The organism is Alteromonas sp. G5_S2_22_S1 (assembly GCF_054968525.1).
This window is the reverse complement of sequence record NZ_JBQKUJ010000040.1, coordinates 1-1,739: the sequence shown is the minus strand read 5'-3', so window position 1 is coordinate 1,739 and position 1,739 is coordinate 1. Positions and strand designations below refer to the sequence as shown.

Annotated in this window: 1 protein-coding gene and 1 pseudogene; one reads left to right on the top strand and one right to left on the bottom strand. The window is 41.6% G+C overall.

Annotated elements, in window-relative coordinates; all coding sequences use genetic code 11:
* Positions 1-111 (bottom strand): annotated as a pseudogene (locus ACTRWF_RS19565) (transposase); the annotation flags it as partial.
* A 557-nt stretch (positions 112-668) separates the two neighbouring features.
* Between ACTRWF_RS19565 and ACTRWF_RS19560 the strand changes: the two are divergent.
* Positions 669-1,457 carry a PhzF family phenazine biosynthesis isomerase gene (locus ACTRWF_RS19560; RefSeq protein WP_462836093.1) on the top strand — a complete coding sequence of 263 codons (789 nt, stop codon included), beginning with the start codon at positions 669-671 and terminating at the stop codon, positions 1,455-1,457.
* Positions 1,458-1,739 lie beyond the last annotated feature (282 nt).

The window sequence follows — 1,739 nt, the reverse complement described above, 5'->3', positions numbered from 1 at the left end:
GCTTCTACCGTTTTCCTCGCCACACAAGAAAGCACGACGAACACAGCGGGAAATACAGTGATAATAGGGCGTATCCGATAAACTAATTTGTGACTTTCGGGCTTTAGGCATAGTAGCTGACCGACTCTGATTAACTCGTTTGCTAGTTTGAATAAGGATTTAGGTTAAGGAAAGTGTACGAGGGGACAGTTTGGGATTTTTCTAGTTATGCCTGTCTCGCTTATTCGTTAGAGACACCATGTTACAAATTGGTCAAAGCTCTAAGCTTAGAAGTTGATTAAACTAGATTTAACATGACAGGCATATTTGTGTGCCGAAACTAGATTTAACATGACAGGCATATTTGTGTGCCGAGATTTAACATGACAGGCATCTTTGTGCCTTCATCTTTGTGCCTTTTTATTAAGCATTTAAAAGGAGAGTTTGAATGAAAGGTATTTTGCGAATTCTTATTGTTCTGGCTCTTCTAGTCGCAGCTATAACATCTTACAGTATGGGAATTCAGTCAGGTGTGTTCCTGTTCATTATTTTTGGGCTCGTTCTAGAAGGGGCATTTTGGTTCGGCTTGTTTTCAATCAAAAGATGAAAAGAGGCCTAGCGATATGTACCAGCACTTGAATAGCCGTAATTGCTGAGCGTTGGGTTTTTAGCATATAAAAGGAAGATAGATGAAGCTTAAGATGTTTCAGGTTGATGCTTTTGCAAACCATGTTTTTGAAGGTAATCCGGCTGCGGTATGTCCACTAGAAGCTTGGCTTGATGATAGTTTGTTGCAGGCCATTGCTGAAGAAAATAATCTCTCTGAAACCGCATTTTTCGTACCGATGGGAAATGCCTATGAGTTGAGATGGTTCACGCCAGCAGATGAAGTTGATCTTTGTGGGCATGCGACACTTGCTGCGGCTCATGTACTCTACACTCATCTACACTACACCAAACAGGAAGTAGTTTTCCATACCCGCAGTGGGCCACTTACTGTCACGCGAAGTGGCACCGGTTTTTGTATGGATTTTCCGGCTGCATCGCTTATCAACACTGAAGCACCTTCAGCGCTAGTTAGTGCGCTCGGCAAAGCCCCTAAGGAAGTACTATCCGGGTTTGACTATCTAGTTGTTTTTGATTCTGAAGAAGAAATAAAATCACTAAAACCGGATTTTGAAAAGCTCAAAGAGCTTGGGCTACGGGGTGTGGTTGTAACTGCCCCGGGACAAGAGGTCGATTTTGTCAGCCGCTGTTTCTTTCCTAAGCTTAGAGTGAACGAAGATCCAGTTACAGGATCTGCCCATTGTGAACTTGCGCCATACTGGGCTAGCCGTCTCGGTCGCAACAAGCTTAGTGCTCGACAGCTGTCTAAGCGGTCGGGCAGCGTGGAATGTGAAGTCAAAGATAATAGAGTATTCCTATCAGGGAACAACGTGGACTACATGACCGCAGAGATTAATATCCCGCAAAACTAACTAAAGAAAACTAAAGAAGACAGGTACTTTATATTCCCGAGTGAATGTAGCCCTAACAAACATCAGTTGCACTCAATGATGGCTAAAAAAGACAAGCATGTTTTGCTAATATAAATTTAAATAGAGGTGTTCTTATATTAAATTGTTTATTCCCTTATTATTACTCCTGCTTGTGACTGTATTTACGCTAAAAGCCTTTAAGAAACGAAGGTTTTCTTTAGTACTATATCTGTTTTTGGAGATATATTTTGTAAGCGTTGTTATTGCCTCTCAGTTACCTGA